Source organism: Synechococcus sp. MIT S9220 (assembly GCF_014304815.1).
Classification (GTDB): Bacteria; Cyanobacteriota; Cyanobacteriia; order PCC-6307; family Cyanobiaceae; genus Synechococcus_C.
The window spans coordinates 1273074-1291994 of record NZ_CP047958.1 but is presented as its reverse complement, the minus strand read 5'-3'; the positions used below and the strand labels follow the sequence as shown (position 1 = coordinate 1291994).

General features: G+C 58.8%; 16 protein-coding genes. 12 read left to right on the top strand and 4 right to left on the bottom strand.

The genetic code is table 11. The features are described from left to right. Window positions 1–7: 7 nt before the first annotated feature. Both SynMITS9220_RS06850 and SynMITS9220_RS06845 read right to left on the bottom strand, forming a co-directional pair. Window positions 8–1288 carry a pitrilysin family protein gene (locus tag SynMITS9220_RS06850; RefSeq protein WP_186988094.1) on the bottom strand — a complete coding sequence of 427 codons (1281 nt, stop codon included), beginning with the start codon at window positions 1286–1288 and terminating at the stop codon, window positions 8–10. Then, window positions 1285–2574 (bottom strand): pitrilysin family protein, encoded by a 1290-nt coding sequence (locus tag SynMITS9220_RS06845; protein WP_186988092.1) that lies wholly within the window; start codon window positions 2572–2574, stop codon window positions 1285–1287. Before SynMITS9220_RS06845 ends, SynMITS9220_RS06850 begins: the two co-directional genes overlap by 4 nt. A 24-nt stretch (window positions 2575–2598) precedes the next feature. Here SynMITS9220_RS06845 and SynMITS9220_RS06840 point away from each other — a divergent pair, with 24 nt between their 5' ends. The 11 genes from SynMITS9220_RS06840 to SynMITS9220_RS06790 all read left to right on the top strand — a co-directional run bounded on the left by SynMITS9220_RS06840 (window position 2599) and on the right by SynMITS9220_RS06790 (window position 13395). After that, on the top strand, window positions 2599–3333 hold the full coding sequence (locus SynMITS9220_RS06840) for a phycocyanobilin:ferredoxin oxidoreductase (protein WP_186988090.1): 735 nt from the start codon (window positions 2599–2601) through the stop codon (window positions 3331–3333). 68 nt (window positions 3334–3401) lie between these two features. Continuing rightward, window positions 3402–4241, top strand: coding sequence for an HlyD family efflux transporter periplasmic adaptor subunit (locus SynMITS9220_RS06835; protein ID WP_186988088.1), 840 nt, complete (start codon window positions 3402–3404; stop codon window positions 4239–4241). Beyond that, entirely contained in the window at window positions 4238–5410 is a 1173-nt protein-coding gene (gene devC, locus SynMITS9220_RS06830; RefSeq protein ID WP_186988086.1) for an ABC transporter permease DevC, read from the top strand. Before SynMITS9220_RS06835 ends, devC begins: the two co-directional genes overlap by 4 nt. A gap of 4 nt (window positions 5411–5414) precedes the next feature. Then, on the top strand, window positions 5415–6140 hold the full coding sequence (locus SynMITS9220_RS06825) for a DevA family ABC transporter ATP-binding protein (RefSeq protein WP_186988084.1): 726 nt from the start codon (window positions 5415–5417) through the stop codon (window positions 6138–6140). A 35-nt stretch (window positions 6141–6175) separates the two neighbouring features. Continuing rightward, window positions 6176–6331 carry a hypothetical protein gene (locus tag SynMITS9220_RS06820; RefSeq protein WP_006850288.1) on the top strand — a complete coding sequence of 52 codons (156 nt, stop codon included), beginning with the start codon at window positions 6176–6178 and terminating at the stop codon, window positions 6329–6331. A 90-nt stretch (window positions 6332–6421) separates the two neighbouring features. Next, on the top strand, window positions 6422–7354 hold the full coding sequence (locus SynMITS9220_RS06815; protein WP_186988082.1) for a glycosyltransferase family 2 protein: 933 nt from the start codon (window positions 6422–6424) through the stop codon (window positions 7352–7354). Between the two features lie 135 nt (window positions 7355–7489). Continuing rightward, complete coding sequence (gene rpsB / locus SynMITS9220_RS06810; RefSeq protein ID WP_067097378.1) at window positions 7490–8206, top strand: 30S ribosomal protein S2; 717 nt, start codon at window positions 7490–7492, stop codon at window positions 8204–8206. An 88-nt stretch (window positions 8207–8294) separates the two neighbouring features. After that, window positions 8295–8954, top strand: a complete 660-nt coding sequence (gene tsf, locus SynMITS9220_RS06805) for a translation elongation factor Ts (RefSeq protein WP_067097376.1) — start codon at window positions 8295–8297, stop codon at window positions 8952–8954. Between the two features lie 2 nt (window positions 8955–8956). After that, entirely contained in the window at window positions 8957–10111 is a 1155-nt protein-coding gene (locus tag SynMITS9220_RS06800) for a hypothetical protein (RefSeq protein WP_186988080.1), read from the top strand. Further along, window positions 10072–12606: an ATP-dependent DNA helicase RecG gene (gene recG, locus SynMITS9220_RS06795; RefSeq protein ID WP_186988078.1), complete on the top strand. Its 2535-nt coding sequence runs from the start codon at window positions 10072–10074 to the stop codon at window positions 12604–12606. Before SynMITS9220_RS06800 ends, recG begins: the two co-directional genes overlap by 40 nt. A 60-nt stretch (window positions 12607–12666) precedes the next feature. Then, complete coding sequence (locus tag SynMITS9220_RS06790) at window positions 12667–13395, top strand: M15 family metallopeptidase (RefSeq protein ID WP_186988076.1); 729 nt, start codon at window positions 12667–12669, stop codon at window positions 13393–13395. Here SynMITS9220_RS06790 and SynMITS9220_RS06785 read toward each other — a convergent pair. Then, window positions 13368–15125: an NADPH-dependent assimilatory sulfite reductase hemoprotein subunit gene (locus SynMITS9220_RS06785; protein ID WP_255483284.1), complete on the bottom strand. Its 1758-nt coding sequence runs from the start codon at window positions 15123–15125 to the stop codon at window positions 13368–13370. The two genes, SynMITS9220_RS06790 and SynMITS9220_RS06785, sit on opposite strands and share 28 nt — an antisense overlap. 127 nt (window positions 15126–15252) lie before the next feature. Between SynMITS9220_RS06785 and glyS the strand changes: the two genes are divergently transcribed. Further along, entirely contained in the window at window positions 15253–17412 is a 2160-nt protein-coding gene (gene glyS, locus SynMITS9220_RS06780; protein WP_186988072.1) for a glycine--tRNA ligase subunit beta, read from the top strand. Between the two features lie 46 nt (window positions 17413–17458). Here the strand turns inward: glyS and chlP are convergent, their stop codons facing one another. Beyond that, window positions 17459–18832 carry a geranylgeranyl reductase gene (gene chlP / locus SynMITS9220_RS06775; protein WP_186988070.1) on the bottom strand — a complete coding sequence of 458 codons (1374 nt, stop codon included), beginning with the start codon at window positions 18830–18832 and terminating at the stop codon, window positions 17459–17461. Window positions 18833–18921 lie beyond the last annotated feature (89 nt).

Genomic DNA, 18921 nt, shown 5'->3' with positions numbered 1-18921 from the left:
TGACTGATCAAGGCGCGTTGCCTTCAGCAAAAGCGCTGAGGGTCCATTGTTTCTCCAGAGATGCCAGGGTTTCCGCGGGGCCGCACAAGCTGAGTTGCGGACTCTGCAAATGGCGTCCTGCTGCGTCACGCAGATCACTGGCCCGCAGCTGATCCAGTTGGTTGAGGCAGCTCTGGTCATGGTCATCAGGGAGATTCAGACCACGCAGTTGCGCTCTCCGCTCCGCCCTCTGGCCAGTGGTCTGGGAGCCGTGAGCCAGCTGCCCCTTGAATTTGGCCTTGGCGAGCTTGAGATCGACCTCAGAGATGCTCGTCTCCATCAGCTCAATCCAACTTTTAAGCAAGAGTTCGAGCGATAGTTCCGCCCTGTCGACTCCGGTTGAGGCATGCATCACGAAGGGTGCCGCTCCAGCGCGTGCCGGGTGATGGACACCCACGTCGTAAGCGACGCCATGCTCCTCCCGAAGCCGTCGGAACAACAGGCTGGACATGCCTGAGCCCAGGTGGGCCTGGAGCAGCCTCAGTGCCAGGTCGTCAGGGTGACCGTGGGGCAGAGCGGCTTGCCCAAGCATCAGCACCACCTGTTCGGTGGCGAGGGACTGAAGCCCTAGCGAAGCTCTTTCGCCACGGTCCGATTCCAATGATGCTCGGATCGCTGATCCGGCTTCTGAGGAGCTGGATTCGGTCTTGCATGTGCCGAGCCAGTCCACCAGTTGCGCTTGGGCCTGATCAGGAATCGTTCCGGACAGAGCCAGCACCGAGCCTCGGCTTTCGAGATCTGAGGCAAGGCTGGTCAATTGCGCTTTCTGAAGCTGTTCGAGGTCGATCCCGATTCCGAGTGGATCGTGCCCGTAGGGACCCTTGCCATAGGCCAGCTGTCTCCAGCCATCAAAGGCGCGATGGAAGGGATCCTCTCTCTGTCGTTGAAGGGCCTGCAGGCTCAGATCTCGCTCCAGTTCGATCTGACTTTCGTCCAGATGCGGCTGGCGCAGCATCCAGCCCAGTGCAGGCAACAAACGATCGGCATCAATGTCGCGGCACTTGAGACTGATCAGAATTCCGTCTTCATGGGTGTCACAACGAAGACCGGCGCCACAGCCTTCAACGAGATCCGCCAGTTGCAGATGATCGACAGGACCGCATCCCCGGCTGAGCACTGAGCCCAAAAGCTGATGCCCGCCCCTCTGCCCGAGCGGATCAGCACTGCTTCCCCGCCGGATCCAGAGCTTGGCGGAGAGCACACCGGTCGTGGTCACCGGATCGAGAACGAGATCACAGCTGGAGCTCAAGCGTTGTCCTCCGATCGGGCAATCAGGGTGAAGCTGTGTTGGGGTTGCAGGAGGGGCATGACCCGTTCCCGCAACGTTGAAGCATTCCAGTGCATCAGGTCCTGAAGTGGAGCCAGAAGGTCTCGGTGTCGTCCCCAGAGTGTCTGTGAACCGGCACTGGCGGCCACAGCTCCAGGCGCTTCGAGACTGAAGCGATGACCGTTGCCGACCAGTTGCAGCGCGCGATGAAATTCCTCATCCGTGATGGCCGTGGTCAAGCTGCTGTTCAGCTGTTGGTGGATTTCCATCTCCACGCCTTCGATCTGTTCGGCGGGGCAACATGCCTCAAGCATGACCAGGCTTCCCTGTTCCAGCGTGGTGACATCCATGTCGATGGATTCAACAATCTGAAGCTCTTCGCGCAGCTTCTGCACCAACCGGCTGCGCCGACCCTCGGCAAGGATGGTGGTGGCCAGATCCGCACCGGCGATTGCCAGCTGGTCGTCTGCAGAGGCAACGGGCCAGACCATCATCAATCGTGCTGCTTCCAGTCGAGGGAACGTTCGGCATTGCCGTCCGCTGTGAAAGCTCAGTGAAGATTGGGTCCTTGTGTTCTGATCGGAGTCCATCAATGTGTCCAGCGCCGCAAGCGGGCTGCTGAGCACGTGACTGATCAGACCCTCCTCGAGGGCTCCAGCTACCGAGAGGCAGCAGTTGGCTCCTTGGTAGCGGCGATGGTGGTAACTCCTCATCCCACCAGGGCTCATCTCTCGCAGGCTGTTCTCCCAACCGAGAATGGGTCTGCCATAGGAGTGGGGAGCACAGCAGAGTTCCAGCAGGGTCTGCAGCACTTGGTCATCAGGCTGATCTCGGTACTGGGCGATCTCCTCGAGCACCACCTCGCGCTCCATTGAGAAGCTGTCCTGCTCGAGAGCCGGATCGAGAACGAGATCCAGAAGCAAATCGAGTGCTTCCTTCGATTCCGCACTGGGCACAAGCACGTGGTAGTGCACGTCATCAAATCCAGTGGCTGCGTTGCTGCTGCCACCCAGCGCTTCAATTCTCCGGTCAAATTCACCTGGACCCAGCCTTCGGCTGCCCTTGAACACCATGTGTTCGAGGAAGTGAGCCATGCCCTCCTCACCGCTTCTCTCCCAGGCGCTTCCGCCTCGACACCAGAAATCGAGGCAGGTGAGTGCCGCATCGGGGATGGCGGCAGTCACAAGGTTGCTGCCGTTGTGAAGAGTGCGGTGTTCGAGCACCGGACCGGATGGGATCGCAGTCAGGGTCCCGTGGCAAAGTCCCATTCTGTGCACTTACGGATCGGATTGATGCCAGCGTCCCCGAGCGGTCAGGAGATGCACCCGCTGGTGATGGCTCTGGCTGCTCGCATTCGTCAGTGCAGGGACGGCTTTCCGGAGCTCAATCCACTCATGTTGTCGACTGACCTCGAGGAGATCATCGGCACGCTGGATGGCGAGGCTCTGTTCATCACCAATGAGGTGCATTCCTGTCGTGGACTGCGCAAACTGCACCTGGAAATCGCACGACTTGGACTCGGGCTGCAGATCCTTCATTGCGTCTTTTTCCCCGATCCTCGCTTTGATCTGCCGGTGTTCGGCGCCGACATCGTTGCCAGCCCCGCCGGAATCTCCGCGGCCATCATCGATCTTTCCCCGGTTGGTGATCAGCTTCCCGAACGCATTGAGCGTGGCCTTGAAGCCGCTGTGATCCCTGCCTTTGAACAGGTGCGCGAACTTCCCACTTGGGCCACCATCTTCTCGCCGTTTGTGAGATTCATTCGCCCGGTGAATCAACAGGAAGAAGATTGGTTCGTGGAACTGGTTGACGATTACCTCCAGGTTCTGGGCGATGCCGTGCAGGTTGCAGAGCCCGATGACCCAAGTGCTCCTTCTACTCTGGCTCGATATCACGGACAGGTGTCCTATTGCCGGCAACAGAAACGCAACGACAAAACGCGGCGGGTTCTGGAGAAAGCCTTCGGGACGGTCTGGGCGAATCGGTACATCGAGGAGCTGCTGTTCGACGAGCCACCGAGTCCCTGAGTGGATCAAGTCGGATCTGGCTCGGCGTCGGTGCCCTGGCAATACTTGCTGTTGCTGGTGGAGTGTTGATGCTGCGTCGACCGCAGCCACCCACCCCTGCTGCTGCTTCGGAGCAGGTCGCAAGCCGACAGCCCGAATCGGTCGCAGCCCTCGGAAGCCTCAGACCTGCTGGTGAGGTCCGTCGTCTGGCGGCACCGGTGAGTGGTTTCGGTGGCTCACCGAGGGTGTCTTCACTGTTGGTGAATGAAGGCGATCCGGTGCGCAAGGGGCAAGTTCTTGCTGTGTTCGACAACCGGCCGAAGATTGAAGCGGATCTCGCCGCAACCGACGCCAAGATCCTCACCGCTGAGACGGAGATACCGCTGAAGCGAAGAGAGGTTGCCCGTTACGCACAGGGCGCCGGTCAGGGTGCGGTGGAAGTTGTTGTATTGGAGGAAAAACAGAACCAACTCACCCTGCTTGAGCGCAAAAAGGCTGAACTGATCGCCGAGCGCGGAAAACTAGAAGCTGATTTGAACGACAGCGAACTTCGTTCTCCAATCGATGGAACGGTTCTCAAGCTGCGTGCCCGGGTGGGTGAGCGACCTAGCGCCGACGGTGTCTTGGACGTTGGAGCGAGTCAGTCGATGGAGGCTCTGATCGAGGTTTACGAGTCAGATATCAACCGCATCAAGCTTGGCGAAGCGGTCACGTTGATCAGTGAGAACGGCGGTTTCGAAGGGGGTCTCCAGGGAACGGTTGCACGCATCAGTCCTCAGGTGCGACAACGACAGGTGTTGTCCACGGATCCGACCGGTGATGCGGACGCCAGGATCGTTGAAGTGTTGGTCCGCTTGGATTCAGGATCCACCCAGCGTGTTTCAAGACTCTCGGGCTTGAAGGTGATCGCCCGATTCGGATCCTCATGATCGGTCGCTTCCTGAGCGGGCGAGGGATTCCACTGGCTTCACTGATGCTGGTCAGGCAGCCGGTTCGTCTGGCTGTTGCACTGGCCGGCATCAGTTTCGCGGGAATCCTGATGTTCATGCAGCTGGGATTCCGCGACGGCCTCTTTGATGCCAGCGTCACGGTGCATCGCCTCTTCGACGCTGACATTGTTCTGATCAGTCCACGCTCGACCAGTTCCGTGAGCATGGCTGGCTTTCCCCGGCGTCGTTTGGTGCAGACCATGGCCCTGCCTGAGGTGGAAGGCATCACGCCAGTGCACTGGAATCTTCTGCTCTGGCGCAATCCCAAGACACGCGGCACCCGATCGATCCTTGCCCTTGGTTTTGAGCCGGGTGATCCCCTGTTTGTGGACCCAACCCTGGCGCCCAAAGCTCAGGTGCTGACTCAGAAAGGTCGGGTTCTGTTCGATGAGAAGTCGCGTCCTGAGTTTGGGCCGGTGGCCGAATGGTTCCGAGATGGTCGAACCGTTGAAAGTGAGATCTCAGGGAAAAGAGTGCGGGTGGCCGGTTTGATTGAGCTCGGCAGCTCCTTCGGTGCTGATGGCAATTTGCTCACCAGCAGCGAAACGTTTCTCGAGCTCCTGCCCAACACGCCCCCAGGAAGCATCGAAGTTGGACTGGTTCGGTTGCAGCAGGGCACGGACGCCGAAGCGGTGGTGCAGAAACTCAACGCTCTGCTCCCTGAGGACGTCACGGTTCTCACCAAGCAGGGTTTTATTGATTTCGAGCAGAACTACTGGCGCACAAGCACATCGATTGGCTTCATTTTCACCTTGGGTGCTGCCATGGGATTTGTTGTCGGCTGCGTGATCGTTTATCAGGTGCTGTATTCCGATGTCAGTGACCATCTGCCTGAGTACGCCACGTTGATGGCCATGGGCTACAAGCTCAGAACCCTGCTGGGTGTGGTTGTGCGCGAGGGGCTTCTGCTTGCGCTCTTTGGATATTTGCCGGCTTATGCCGCCGGGCAAGGTCTCTATCTGCTGGTGAGAAGTGCCACCGCACTCCCTGTGGCGATGGATTTCAGTCGAGCCATCACGGTGTTCAGCATGATCCTGGTCATGTGCATGGCTTCGGCAGGTTTGGCCATGCGCCGTCTGGTGGATGCCGATCCGGCGGAGATCTTCTGAGACCATGACGGTTCTTTCTCATCCAGCTCAACACCAAGGTGCTGATGTCGTCAGCACGGTGAAGATTGAAAATCTCAGCCACTGGTACGGACGTGGGTCTATGCGCCGGCAGGTTCTTCAGTCGGTTGATCTTCAGATCGCAGCCGGCGAAGTGGTGCTGCTGACCGGTCCATCAGGCTGTGGCAAGACCACTCTGCTCACCTTGATCGGCGCGCTTCGACAAGTCCAGCAGGGGGATGTTCGCGTGTTTGGACAGCAGCTCCAGGGTGCCGGCCGGGGCCAACGACAGTTGCTTCGCCGCCGGATCGGCATGATTTTCCAGGGCCATAACCTTCTGCGTTGCCTCACGGCCGAGCAGAACGTGCAGATGGGAGCTGATCTCCTTGAGGGCTTCAGTTATCGCGGTCGCCGTGATCAGGCCAGAGAGTGGCTCAGGGCCGTAGGGCTCGAGGATCACCTCAGCAAGCTTCCTCAGGACCTCTCGGGTGGTCAGAAACAGCGCGTGGCCATTGCTCGTGCACTGGCTGCAAGGCCCCAGTTGCTGCTTGCCGATGAACCGACGGCAGCGTTGGACAGCGGGACCGGTCGTGAGGTTGTGGAATTACTCAAGCTCCTGGCTCGCGAGCAAGCCTGTTCGGTGTTGATGGTCACCCACGACCCGCGCATTCTTGATGTTGCTGACAGGCTGGTGAAAATGGAGGATGGCCGTTTGCTTCAGCCCATTGAGTAAGTTGGGGTGAACTTCAAGAAGCTCCGGACTCCCGAATGGCCAAGCGCAGAAACCTCAAGAAAGAAAAGCAGGAGCGCAATCGCGCCTACGCGCGCAAATTCAAGAAGCGCAAGATGCGCAATGACGGCCGTGGTGAAGGTGCCGGCAACGGTGTGACAGGCACTGCCAACAATGGTGGCGCTGCAGACTGATCTGTTTGCAAACAGCTTGTTCAAAGGGGGCTGAAGGCCCCCTTTTTTCTTGCCTTTAGGCTGACTCACGACGGCTCATCGTGCGTGCGGATGTTCATCAGCGTCGTGATTCCCACCTACAACAGACGCGACATCCTCGAGAAGTGTCTGCGTTCTCTGGATTGTCAGAGCGCTTGTTCAGAAATTGATGAGTATGAGGTTGTCGTGGTGGATGACGGATCCACCGATGGCACGCCTGACTGGCTCAGATCATCGGCAGGGGCGTTCTCCAGGGTCCGTTTGATTGAGCAGAGCCATGGGGGACCTGCCGAGGGACGCAACCGTGGCGTTGCTCATGCCCGGGGCGATGTGATCGTCTTCATCGACAGTGATCTGGTCGTCACGCCGACATTCCTGGCCAGTCATGCGCAGGCTCTTGCGAGGCAATGGCAGCGTTCCGGAAACCGTCTCTGCTTCACCTACGGCGCAGTGATCAACACCGCTGATTTCGACAATCCAACAGGAGAGCGTCACAAGCTGCGTGATCTGTCCTGGGCTTATTTCGCAACTGGAAATGTCGCCATCGATCGACAAGTGCTGGAACAGTCTGGCCTGTTTGATACGGGATTCAGGTTGTACGGCTGGGAGGACCTCGAACTGGGTGAACGTCTCCGCCAGATGGGAGTGCAGCTGGTTCGCTGTCCTGAAGCCGTTGGTTATCACTGGCATCCCGCTTTTCGCCTTGCTCAGATCCCCGATCTCATCAGGGTCGAACGGGAACGCGCCCGCATGGGGCTTGTGTTTTATCGAAAGCATCCCAGTCGCAGGGTGCGAATGATCATCCAGTTCACCTGGATGCATCGTCTGCTCTGGGGTCTGCTGACGTTGGGGGGCTTGCTCAATGAACGCAGCTTGCGACCAGTGCTGGCCTGGTTGATTCGCCTGGGTCAACCGTCCCTGGCACTTGAGCTGCTGAGACTTCCGCTCAACCGCATCGGTGTGGAGGCTTTGTTTCGAGAAGCGCGTCAGGCCGGGCTGTCCTGAGCCGGTACTTTGTTAAATTCGGTGGGTCCTTTCAAACCGCACACCTGTCTGTTTCGGGTGCTGGATGTGATCTGAACCCCGGTTCACCACACCATCCCTGACAGGTGGAGGCGAACCCGAAACCTCAACACAACCATGGCTGTCGTCACTCTCGCCGAGATGATGGAAGCTGGTGCCCATTTTGGTCACCAGACCCGTCGCTGGAACCCAAAGATGTCGCGTTACATCTATTGCGCGCGCAACGGAGTTCACATTATTGATCTTGTGCAGACCGCTGTCTGCATGAACAACGCCTACAAATGGACGCGCACCGCGGCCAGAAGCGGCAAGCGTTTTCTGTTCGTTGGCACCAAGAAACAAGCGTCCGAGGTGATCGCTCATGAAGCGGCACGTTGTGGAGCGTCCTATGTGAACCAGCGTTGGCTGGGTGGAATGCTCACCAACTGGACCACGATGAAGGCCCGGATTGATCGCCTGAAGGATCTGGAGCGGATGGAGTCCAGCGGTGCGATCGCCATGCGCCCCAAGAAGGAAGCCGCTGTGCTCCGCCGGGAGCTTGATCGTCTTCAGAAGTACCTCGGTGGTCTGAAGAACATGCGTCGTCTGCCCGATGTGGTGGTCCTGGTGGATCAGCGTCGCGAGACCAACGCTGTTCTCGAGGCCCGCAAGCTCGATATTCCCCTGGTGTCGATGCTTGACACCAACTGCGACCCCGATCTCTGCGAGGTGCCGATTCCTTGCAATGACGATGCTGTGCGTTCCGTGCAGCTGGTGCTGAGTCGCCTCGCTGATGCCATCAACGAAGGCCGTCATGGTTCCAACGAGCAGCGTGGCGCCGACAACCAAGGTTGAGTCGCCTTAGCCGCTAAGTTCACGCCGCCCTCCCGCCAGAGCGGGAAGGCGGATCTTTTTGTCCCAACGTCCTCCACCAACACATCCGATGGCTGCTGCCGTATCCGCCAAGCTCGTTAAGGAACTCCGCGACAAGACCGGCGCTGGAATGATGGATTGCAAGAAAGCTCTTGCAGCAACTGATGGTGATGCCGACAAAGCCGTTGAGTGGCTTCGTCAGAAAGGTATCGCCAGCGCCGAAAAGAAATCTGGTCGCACTGCCGCTGAGGGTGCCATCGGCAGCTACATCCACACGGGAGCTCGCGTTGGTGTCCTGATCGAAATCAACTGCGAAACCGATTTCGTTGCGCGTGGCGACATGTTCCAGGAATTGCTCCGCGACGTGTCCATGCAGGTGGCTGCCTGTCCTGGTGTGGAGTACGTCACCACCGATGAGATTCCTTCAGAGATCCGCGAGCGTGAGAAAGCGATCGAAATGGGTCGTGATGACCTTGAAGGCAAGCCCGAGCAGATGAAGGAGAAGATTGTTGAGGGTCGCATCAACAAGCGCCTCAAGGAACTGGCTCTGATGGAACAGCCCTTCATCAAGGACAGCTCCTTGACCGTGGCGGAGCTCGTCAAACAGACAGCAGGCAAGATCGGCGAAAACGTCAAGGTGCGTCGATTCACCCGCTACACCCTTGGAGAGGGCATTGAGATTGAAGAGTCCGACTTCGCTGCAGAAGTCGCCTCCATGTCGAAAGGCTGATCTTGACGGGATTGCCTGGGAGTCGTCACGCGCACGATCCAGGCGTGCAGCTTGCACGTCTGGAAGATCGCTGTAACTCTCTGGCACCTCATCTCTACAGAGAGCAGGCTCAGTATCTGGAACAGGTGCGTCGGATCTTGCCCACCGCAGTCAAAGCGGCGATCCGCCACCTGCTCTGCTCTCTTTCGCCTCTGCAACGCGCATCGCTCTCAGACCGCCAGACGGTGTTGCAGCAACGCATTGATGCACTCGTTCAGCGTGCTTCATCGATGATCACGATCGAGCAGTTGCTTGTTCTGGCCTTGCGCCTTCAGGACGAAGATCGGCGGTCCCGCATTCAGCAGTTTCAAAATCTTGCGGATCGAGCCACCAGCAGCGTCGAGCCACAGAACCAAGATGCACCGTCCCAGGGAATTGAGCTGGGCCTGGATCTGCCTCTGGAACGTCCCGATCTGCTGGAAGGTCTGCTACCGAACGATCCGCCTTCCTCAGCGGATGATTCGCTGGATCGTCCTGAAGCGATCGATCCTCAGTCACTGACATCACCTGATCCAGGGGCCGAGCTGTCCGAACTGGAGATTCTGCGGTCGCTGTTTGTCATGGCCGGTGAATCATTGGATCAGGGTGAGTCCTCCCAGGAGTTTCAGAGCGGTCTCGAAGCCGACGATTCCCTTCTTCCCCCGGCGGCCCAATCCAGCGATCAGCTGATGCCATCGACAGCAAGCGGTCTGTTGAGTTGGATGGATTCAGTGGATTCCGCCTTGATTCGCAGACTCCGCAACGTGTCCCACGCTGTGAATGTTGAGCTGATGCGAGCAGGGGTCACGCGCAGCTTGCTTCCCATTCAGCTTTTGGATGCCGTTAACACTGGTCAGCTGCCATCACAGTCAGCACCCTCCAATGTGCTGAGGCTGACGCTGCCTCTTTCAATGGTCAACGACGACCAGGCGATGGACACGGCCTGCGTCTTGATGCGCCCGTCCGAGCTTGAGTTCGATGACCATGTTCTGAGACGCAGTCGCAGTCGTCTTCGTTTGCAACGTCGTGATCTAGGCAGTTTGCTGCTGAAGGAGCGACACTGGCAGCGTCGCGCCAGTGTCCGAGAGGTCCAGAACGATTGGTGGCCCAACCAGCCGGAGACTCCTCAACTCAGTTGAACGCCGGCCTGGATTATCAGGCTCTTGAGCGGTTTCTGGTGTGGATCCGACCTCTGCAGCAGGCGTTGTCATTGGAGGTAGACCGCGGTTTCAGCAATCTTCAGGGCCGCAACGAACGCTTTGACAGCTTCATGCAGCGCGAGCTGGGAACGCCTCCGCAGATCCCTTTGCCAGGCGATGTTCCGCCTCGTCTTCAGGCTTTGGCGAAGGACTTCGCCGACTACGCATCCCTTGATGATGCAGCCCGCCGCCGACAGGTCACCGTGGTTAGGCAATGGCTGCATGCTCTGCGCCAGCGGCTGGAGCCATCAGCACCCATGGCTCCACCGCGCCTGAAGGTTGCGCAACGATCTTCGTCGTCTGCTGCATCCACGCCTGCCGCACCTGGTCTCGACAGTCCACTCGCTCAGGTGAAAGGCATCGGGCCGAAACTCGCAGAGCGACTGGCCAGTCTGGGGCTATTGCTGGTCCGTGATCTGATCCTCCATTACCCCAGGGATTACGTCGACTATTCGGCGCTGCGACGCATTGATGCCCTTGTGCCGGGTGAAACAGCAACGATCGTGGCCACGGTGCGTCGCTGCCATGGCTTCACCAGTCCCCGCAATCCCAACCTGTCGATCATTGAGCTGCAGCTTCAGGATCCAACAGGGCGGATCAAGGTGACCCGGTTCCTGGCTGGAAAGCGGTTCAGCAATCCCTCCTATCTGCATGGTCAGACCCGTCAGTACCCCAATGGAGCCACGGTGGCCGTCAGTGGTCTGGTCAAAAGCGGGCCTTATGGAATCAGTTTTCAAGATCCACTGATCGAAGTGATGGAAAGTGCTCAGGCACCGCTTCGTTCCAGCCGCATCGGCCGGCTGCTGCCTGTGTATCCACTGACGGAGGGGCTGACCGCGGATCGCTTCCGTTCGCTGATCGAACGCGTTCTGCCTTCGGTGCGTCTGTGGCCAGAGCCCCTTCCCCGGGGCCGGCGTGATGCTCGGCAGCTGCTCAGTCGGGATCGGGCCTTGGTGGCGATTCATCGTCCTGAGTCATCTGATCAACTTCAGCAGGCCCGGCATCGCCTGGTCTTTGACGAGTTTCTGTTGCTGCAGCTCGGCTTGATGCAACGCCGCGCGGCGTTGAAGCAGCGCTCCGCTCCCTCCCTGAGCAGCAGTGCCTCGGATCGTGACGGGTTGCTGGGTCGGTTCCTCACCATGCTGCCGTTTGAATTCACTGCAGCGCAGCAGCGGGTGCTGGCGGAAATCGAGTCAGATCTGAACCGCCAGGAACCCATGGCTCGACTGGTTCAGGGAGATGTCGGCAGCGGCAAGACGGTCGTTGCCGTGGCTGCGCTGTTGAGGGCCATTCAGGCTGGATGGCAGGGGGCAATGATGGCCCCAACGGAGGTTCTTGCTGAGCAGCACTACCGCAGCCTCTGCGGCTGGATGCCGGCGCTGCATGTCACCGTTGAGCTGTTAACGGGGTCGACACCACAGAAGCAACGGCGCAGGATCCTCGCTGACGTTGCCTCTGGGGCGTGCAAAATTCTGGTTGGCACCCATGCCCTGCTGGAGGACCCGGTGGCCTTCTCCCGTCTTGGCCTCGTGGTGGTCGACGAACAGCACCGCTTCGGTGTGCGTCAGCGCAACCGTTTGCTCGGTAAGGGTCTGCAACCCCATTTGCTCACCATGACGGCTACGCCAATCCCTCGCACCTTGGCGCTCTCGCTGCATGGTGATCTGGATGTGAGTCAGATCGATGAACTGCCACCCGGCCGGACGCCGATTCGTACCGCCATGATCACCGGTTCGAATCGCGACGAGGCTTACGACTTGATCCGGGACGAGGTGGACAAGGGCCAGCGGGCCTATGTCGTTCTGCCTCTGGTGGAGGAGTCCGAAAAGATGGATCTGCGCTCAGCAGTGGATGTGCACCGACAGCTTGCCGATGAGGTGTTTCCTGATCTTCAGGTGGGTCTTCTGCACGGTCGTCTTGCAAGCGCCGACAAACAGGCTGTGATTAGAGCCTTCGCTTCTGGGGAGACCAAGGTTCTGGTTTCGACCACCGTGGTGGAGGTGGGCGTGGATGTGCCGGAGGCCAGTGTGATGGTGATCGACCATGCTGATCGTTTCGGTCTTGCGCAGTTGCATCAGCTGCGTGGTCGTGTCGGCCGAGGCGCAGCGGCCTCCCACTGCCTGCTGATCAACGACAGTCGCAACCCTCTAGCCCGCCAGCGTCTTGAGGTGCTGGTGCGTTCCACCGACGGTTTCGAGATCGCTGAAATGGATCTGCGCTTGCGTGGACCTGGCCAGGTCCTCGGCACCCGTCAATCCGGCCTTCCGGATCTAGCGCTCGCAAGCCTGGCTGATGATGGATCTGTGCTGGAGGAAGCGCGCGAAGAAGCTGCCGACATCCTGCGTGAAGATCCAGAGCTCAGAGACTATGCCGTGCTCAGGCGTCTTCTTGATGAGCAGCGCAGTCGTGTGACATCTGCGGCTCAGCTCAACTGAAGTCCATCGTCGCTGCTGTTGATCTCCCCATACGATGGCTGCCTTGCGTTCTGAGGTCGGATGCGTCGTCCCTGGAGCGATGTGGTGATCGACGACTGTGGTGAGCCGCTTGTTTCGCTCAAGCCACGTTTCCTGTGCCTTGAGCCCCATCCCTATGCCTGCGTCGGCGCACCGTATGGCGAAGATGCAGATCCCTATCGATTGCGTTCCGGCGTTCTCAAGCGGCTGATTGCCGCACAAACCCTTCTGTCGATGCGCAGTGACCCTGAGGTCGGCACGGTGCAGCTGGCGATTTTTGACGCGTGGAGACCCATCCGTGTGCAGGCCTTCATGGTGGAGCACGCCATTCAGGAGCAATGTCGCTCCCAGGGTTTTGATCCTTCAGACCCATTGATGGCTGCAGCTCTTGAACAGGTGCAAAGCGATGTGGCCAAGTTCTGGGCTCCTCCGAGTCCTGATCCCTGCACACCCCCTCCACACAGCACCGGTGGTGCAGTCGATCTCACTCTTGCGGACAGCTCTGGAGCTCTGCTCGAGATGGGTGGTGACATCGATGCCATCGGCGATCAGTCCATTCCTGATCACCACGCCAAGGAGGCTGAAGCGAATCCCTACGGTGAGGTGGCTCGCTGGCACGGTCGTCGTTGTCTGCTCAACGAAGTGATGACCAAGGCTGGTTTTGCCAGACATCCCAATGAATGGTGGCATTTCAGCCACGGAGATCAACTCTGGGCCTGGCAACAACAGACCCCCGGAGCGATCTACGCCTCCGTTTCCAGGAGTTGTTGAACCAACTCGTCTCCGAGCCTGTTGACGTGAGCTCCAAAACTGCGCCTGACCCCGCACTGTTTCCAGTTGATCAGCAAGGGCTCAAGAGTTGATTCCAGTTGATCAAGGGGCATCTTCTGCAGGAAGGGCCTGGCGAGCACCTGAAGATTCGGAGTCCCACCCAGCCAGAGCTGGTATTGATTCAGGCCACTGCCCACCAGAGCGAGTTCGGCCATGTAAGGCCGGGCGCAGCCATTGGGGCATCCGGTCATGCGCACTAACACCGATTGGTCGATGCCCAGTTTTTGCAGTAACGCATCCAGGCGATCGAGCACATCGGGGAGAATTCTCTCGGCCTCTGTGATCGCCAGCCCGCATGTCGGCAGAGCTGGGCAAGCAATCGCATGACGTGCCAGTGGGGCCGGTTCACCTGGAAGTTCAAATCCCAGTTCGGCGAGTTCCTGCTTGATCGATGTTTTCTGTGCAGCCCCGATGTTGCAGAGCAGTAGGTCCTGATTGGCCGTGAGGCGGACCTCCAGTTGATAGGTCTGCACAATCTTGCGCAACCCTTTTTTCACTGCACCTTCCAGTCGTCCGCACATCATCGGTAAGCCAACGAACCAGAGGCCTTTCTTCTGACGGTGCCAACCCAGATAGTCCTGAAGCTTGGCAACCGGTTCCTGGCGGATCCCCTTCAGATCACCTTTGAAGTAGTGCTTGCGCAGAGTTGATCTGAACCAGGTGATCCCCCGCTGATGCAGGAGATATTTCATTCGGGCGTGCTTGCGGACTTCCCGATCTCCATGGTCCCTCTGCAGAGCCATGATCGCCTGCAGCAGATCGAAGATGTCCTCTGCTTTCACGTAGCCGAGGACGTCGGCAGTTCTTGCAAACGTGTCTTCCTGGTTGTGGGTTCGGCCCATGCCGCCACCCACGTAGACATTGCAACCTTTCAGTGCTCCTGAGGCATCGACAAAAGCCACAAGACCGATGTCCTGCGTCAGCAGATCCACGGAGTTATCACCAGGCACGGTGACGGCGACCTTGAATTTGCGCGGCAGGTAGGTGTCGCCATAAAGGGGTTCCGCTCCGCTGCCCGAGAAGACGCCTCCCTTTTGCTGGCGGGTGCGAGCCTTGCTCACCGTTTTGGCTGGTTGAAAGCGATAGCTGTGGTCACCATCAATCCACATGTCCAGATAGGACCCCTCAGCTGCTTCAGGACTGAGCAGATCAGCGATTTGATCAGCGAGCGCACGTGCGGCGGGGTAAGCACCCTTCTCGTACGGCGCAGGGGGCGCCATCACGTTGCGGTTGATATCACCACAGGCGGCGAGAGTTGAGCCCAGGTTGGTGATGATCGTGCCGATCACGGTCTTCAAGTCACCTTTGGGCACCCCATGCATCTGAAAGGCCTGTCGGGTGGTGGCGCGAAGTGTGCCGTCGCCATAGCGGTCGGAGAGGTCATCCAGAGCTGCGAACAGGTCAGCTGGAACCCGACCACCTGGATTGCGCAGCCGCAGCATCATCTGCCAGCAACGCACCTTGTCGGTTTTGCGCAGTTCGCGATGGTTCTGTTGATAGCTGCCGTGGAATTTCAGCAGCTGAACCGCATCCTCACTGAAACGGATGTCGTCGTTTAGCAGTTCCGACTGGAGCGGTTCGCGCAGATGACCGCTGTAAAGCTTCCTTTTCTCAGCTTTTGACAGTGCTGTATCGATCGACTCTGTGCGCGCTGCAGGCCCATCCAGCACAGAAGACACGACGGCCTCCTGGGCATTGGATGTGGCTGTCAGTCCGTCGCTCACACGTGCACCGTTGTTGCATTTGAAACTAGCGAAGCGGCGTCTCATAAAGTCGCCACCTGCATTGGCACGTGGAGTGGCAAACACGTTTCTGCTCGAGATCGGCACCGAGGAACTACCGGCTGATTTCGTGCGCTCAGCGCTCCAGCAGTTGGAGCGGCGTGTTCGCACTGATCTGAAGGAGCTTCGGCTTGACCATGGACAGCTCTCCGTTACCGGCACACCCCGTCGTTTGCTAGTTCAGATCAGTGATCTCATCGATTCACAACCTGATCTTGAGGAGGATCGAAAGGGCCCTCCTGTGTCCCAGGCGCTGGTTGACGGCCAGCCTGGACCGGCTGCCATCGGTTTTGCCAAGCGTTGTGGCGTGGACCCTTCGCAGCTCGAAAGTCGAGAGACGCCCAAGGGCCCCTGTCTGTTTGCGAGCGTTTGCACACCTGGTCAAGAGAGCTCCGTTCTGTTGCAGGACTTCATCCCCCAGTGGATCGACTGCCTTCAGGGTCGTCGGTTCATGCGCTGGGGAAGTGGAGAGCAGCGGTTCAGTCGACCCGTGCGTTGGCTGGTCGCTCTGCTGGGTGAGACCTCGATCCCAGTGACGCTCAATGCCTCTGATCCCCTCGTGCGCAGTGGTCGTCACAGTCGTGGCCACCGTCTCCACGACTCACTCGCTGAGCTGAAGTCAGCGGATGAACTCCCCGCGCGTCTGGCTGAAGCCGGTGTGATGGTGGATCGCGATCAGCGTGCCGAAACCATTCGCAGTTGCATTGCTGCGGAGGCAGCGTCTTGCGGTGGTGAGGCGGATTGTCCTGAGAGTTTGTTTCAGGAGCTGGTGGATCTGGTGGAGGCCCCGCTTGTCCTCAAGGGTGAAATTGCCGATCAGTATCTGGATCTACCCCCAGAAGTGATTGTCACGGTGATGCAGTCGCATCAGCGCTATGTCCCGCTCAGACGACCGAACGCGACTGCCGATCCATTGCAGCTTGAGGCTCGCAATGTGTTGCGGTCTGATTTTCTGCTGGTTGGCAATGGACTGCCGGATGCCTCCAACACGATTGTCAGTGGTAATCAGCGAGTTCTGAGCGCTCGACTTGCCGATGCGGAGTTTTTCCTCAACGTTGACCGCCGTCAGCCCAGCGAGCAGCGCCGTCAGGAGCTCGATCGCGTCACCTTTGCCGAAGGTCTCGGCAGCCTGCTGGATCGCACCGAGCGGATTGGTTGGGTGATGGAGCAGCTGGTTCAGGCTCTGGCAACCAGCGACTCATTGGCAGACCATGGACGCCGTGCGGCCCATCTCTGCAAGAACGATCTTGTCTGCCAGATGGTGGGTGAATTCCCGGAACTTCAAGGCCTGATGGGCGGCAAATATCTGCTTGAAGAGGGTGAGCACCGCGATGTTGCCTTGGCAGTGGCTGAGCACTATCAACCCGCCGGATCTGGCGACGCACCTCCCTCAAGCGATGCCGGTGCCCTGTTGGCGCTGGCGGAGCGCCTGGAGCTTCTGCTCAGCATTTTCGCCAAAGGTCAGCGCCCGACGGGCTCGTCCGATCCTTATGCGCTTCGCCGTGCTGGCAACGGGATCGTTCAGATCCTCTGGGATCGTGGCTGGCGCCTACCGCTGCAGACTCTCTTGGGCAAAGCAGCACATCACTGGGCAGGGTTGTTCCCAGCGTTTCAGTTCGACGCGACTTCTCTTGCCAATGATCTGGGACAGCTGTTGCGCCAACGCATGGTGTCTCAGTTCGAGGACGATGGTTTTCCCCCCGATCTTGTGCAGGCCGTGAGCGGAGAGGGCGTCAGTAGCGCACGCCTGCTTCAGGATCCGATTGATGCGCGTGAACGGTTGTTGTTGCTCCAGGATCTGCGGGCTGATGGCCGGCTTCAAGCGGTTCAGGCTGTGGTTCAACGAGCATCCAAGCTCGCTGAGAAAGGAGATCTCGACAGCTCTCAACTGGTTCCGGATCGCGTGATCGAAGCATCGTTGTTCGGCTCCCCCAGTGAGTCTGATCTGCTGAAGCAGTTGGAGACCCTCAGTCCGCTTGCTGAGGCCTGTGATTACGCAGGTCTGGCATCAGAGCTCCAGGGTGCTGCCCGAGCTCTCGAAGCCTTCTTCGACGGCGAAAACAGTGTGATGGTGATGGCAGAGGACGAAGCAGTGCGACGCAACCGTCTAAACCTGCTGGGTGTACTGCGCAATCAGGCTTCCGTTTTGGCGTGTTTCGACAACATCCAGTCGTGAGCAACCGGTTGATCCCGTCAACGGCCGAGCTCAGCCGCTGATGGGCTCAGCTGCTGGTGACTTTTGAACGCTCCTCGCTATTTGAAGCTGGGTCTTCACTGGCCTTCGATTTGATCGCCTGGGCCGCTTCCTCGGCAAGGAAGTCACCGTCTGAGCGACCTACGGCTGAGGGAACAGATCCGTAGTTCGACGGTGCCAGTGCCTGACCACGCAACAGGCTTCCCACAGTTCGCAGGGTGAGTTTGACCTGCTGCCAGGGATTCATCATCACCACTCGTTTGTACAAGTAGCTGTCGAAGGTGAGCTTCTGTACATCGCGGTCATCGCACATCTCCACGAAGGCTTCGCGAGCAGCATCGTTCCGGTAGAAAATCTTTTGGAGAATGTCGAGCACCGCGTACGTGGCGCCGTACTTTCTGTCCCAGCGCTTCAGGTAGGTGGACTTGATCTGCTTCTCCGTGGGGATGCAGCTGCCGTTGGCTGAGATCTCAACGATGGCTTCAGCACACATCCGCCCACTCTTGGCAGCGAAGTAAATCCCTTCGCCGGAGCTCTTGGTGACATACCCAGCGGCGTCGCCCACGAGGGCCATCCGACCAACGACGCGTCTTGGACGGGGGTGTTCTGGGATGGGATGAGCTTCGACCTTGATCACCTCACCTTTGAACAGACGCTTGCGCGCACGTTCACGAATGCCTTTCTGCAGACCCTTGATCAACGACTGGTTCTGCTGCATCGTTCCTGTTCCCACAGCCACGTGGTCGAACTTGGGGAACACCCAGGCATAGAAGTCAGGGGAGACATCGGTGCCGACGTACATCTCGGCGAGATCCTCGTAATAGGTCATCTCCTCAGCAGGCAGCTTGATGCGTTCCTGGAAAGCGATGGCCACGTTGTAATCACCGGCATCCATTGCCTTGGCGACACGGGAATTGGCGCCGTCGGCGCCAATGATCAGATCCACCTCGAGAGTCTTCATCTCGCCGGTGGGCCCACCGTTGCTGTAGTCCGCGTAATGCAGGGTGTAGGGCCCCTGGCGATTGGTTCCGGTATCAATCTTCTGAACGAGGGCATTCACGAGGGTCGCCCCGAGCTCAGCGGAACGGTTGCGCAGGAAGGCGTCAAAAACCTCGCGACGACACATGCCGATGTAGGCATCGTTGTCGTAACCGAGTGGGTCCAGCCGGATGTCCACCTCCTTGTTGGAGGGGGAAATCATCTTCATGTTGCGGACTTTTCGATCGATGATCGATTCGGGAAGTTCGAATTCCTCGACCATGCAGAGAGGGATCGCTCCTCCGCAGGGCTTTGCGTTGTCGAGTTTGCGCTCGAATATCCAGGTGCTGATGCCAGCTTTTGCAAGCACTTCGGCCGCGCAGGATCCACTCGGACCTCCGCCGATGACGGCAACTCTCAGCATCTCAGCACACTCCGCTGGACTCTAAATTGAAGCTACACCGCAATCCGTTGTTTCGCCGCTGGGACTGGCGCCCCCCCTTACGATCGAAA

What these genes read in the sequence shown, in the direction of transcription:
- SynMITS9220_RS06790 (WP_186988076.1), top strand. Translation starts at nt 12,667, where the DNA reads ATGCGTCGTCCCTGGAGCGATGTGGTGATCGACGACTGTGGTGAGCCG.
- devC (WP_186988086.1), top strand. Translation starts at nt 4,238, where the DNA reads ATGATCGGTCGCTTCCTGAGCGGGCGAGGGATTCCACTGGCTTCACTG.
- SynMITS9220_RS06845 (WP_186988092.1), bottom strand. Translation starts at nt 2,574, where the DNA reads ATGGGACTTTGCCACGGGACCCTGACTGCGATCCCATCCGGTCCGGTG.
- SynMITS9220_RS06820 (WP_006850288.1), top strand. Translation starts at nt 6,176, where the DNA reads ATGGCCAAGCGCAGAAACCTCAAGAAAGAAAAGCAGGAGCGCAATCGC.
- SynMITS9220_RS06840 (WP_186988090.1), top strand. Translation starts at nt 2,599, where the DNA reads ATGCCAGCGTCCCCGAGCGGTCAGGAGATGCACCCGCTGGTGATGGCT.
- SynMITS9220_RS06825 (WP_186988084.1), top strand. Translation starts at nt 5,415, where the DNA reads ATGACGGTTCTTTCTCATCCAGCTCAACACCAAGGTGCTGATGTCGTC.
- rpsB (WP_067097378.1), top strand. Translation starts at nt 7,490, where the DNA reads ATGGCTGTCGTCACTCTCGCCGAGATGATGGAAGCTGGTGCCCATTTT.
- chlP (WP_186988070.1), bottom strand. Translation starts at nt 18,832, where the DNA reads ATGCTGAGAGTTGCCGTCATCGGCGGAGGTCCGAGTGGATCCTGCGCG.
- tsf (WP_067097376.1), top strand. Translation starts at nt 8,295, where the DNA reads ATGGCTGCTGCCGTATCCGCCAAGCTCGTTAAGGAACTCCGCGACAAG.
- SynMITS9220_RS06815 (WP_186988082.1), top strand. Translation starts at nt 6,422, where the DNA reads ATGTTCATCAGCGTCGTGATTCCCACCTACAACAGACGCGACATCCTC.
- SynMITS9220_RS06835 (WP_186988088.1), top strand. Translation starts at nt 3,402, where the DNA reads ATGCTGCGTCGACCGCAGCCACCCACCCCTGCTGCTGCTTCGGAGCAG.